The sequence below is a fragment of the Desulfovibrio sp. SGI.169 genome (assembly GCF_050313595.1).
Classification (GTDB): domain Bacteria; phylum Desulfobacterota; class Desulfovibrionia; order Desulfovibrionales; family Desulfovibrionaceae; genus Desulfovibrio.
The window spans coordinates 1-552 of record NZ_JBNPLS010000086.1 but is presented as its reverse complement, the minus strand read 5'-3'; the positions used below and the strand labels follow the sequence as shown (position 1 = coordinate 552).

Here is a 552-nt window from a genome sequence, read left to right as displayed (position 1 = left end):
TTTGTCACCTTTTATATTTAATGAGTCCTGAACCTAGGGCGCTGCTGGCAAGAGAGCCTTAGGCGCATATGAAAAACCCCGGCTATGCCGGGGGCCTTTTTTATGGAGCGGGAAACGGGATTTGAACCCGCAACCTTCAGCTTGGGAAGCTGACACTCTACCGTTGAGTTATTCCCGCAGAAAGGGCGGTGGAGCGGGAGACGGGATTTGAACCCGCGACTTCAACCTTGGCAAGGTTGCACTCTACCACTGAGTTACTCCCGCATATATGAAACGACGAGGCGTGAAAAACTCTGGAGGCGGCATCCAGATTTGAACTGGAGATGGAGGTTTTGCAGACCTCTGCCTTACCACTTGGCTATGCCGCCGATAAAAAAATTGGAGCGGGAGACGGGATTTGAACCCGCGACTTCAACCTTGGCAAGGTTGCACTCTACCACTGAGTTACTCCCGCTCAGCGAAAAAACTTTTTACGCGCTCCCTTGCGTACTGTCAAGTGTTGGATGAAATTTTTTTGAGCCTTCTTTCTTTAGATTCAGGACTCATTAATTA

At 49.6% G+C, this 552-nt stretch carries 4 tRNA genes; all 4 read right to left on the bottom strand.

The features are described from left to right. Positions 1–103 precede the first annotated feature (103 nt). Positions 104–178 (bottom strand) — tRNA-Gly (locus ACQRA4_RS13905). Between the two features lie 11 nt (positions 179–189). After that, positions 190–264 (bottom strand) — tRNA-Gly (locus tag ACQRA4_RS13900). Between the two features lie 30 nt (positions 265–294). Beyond that, positions 295–368 (bottom strand) — tRNA-Cys (locus ACQRA4_RS13895). 11 nt (positions 369–379) lie between these two features. Continuing rightward, positions 380–454, bottom strand: a tRNA-Gly gene (locus tag ACQRA4_RS13890). Positions 455–552 lie beyond the last annotated feature (98 nt).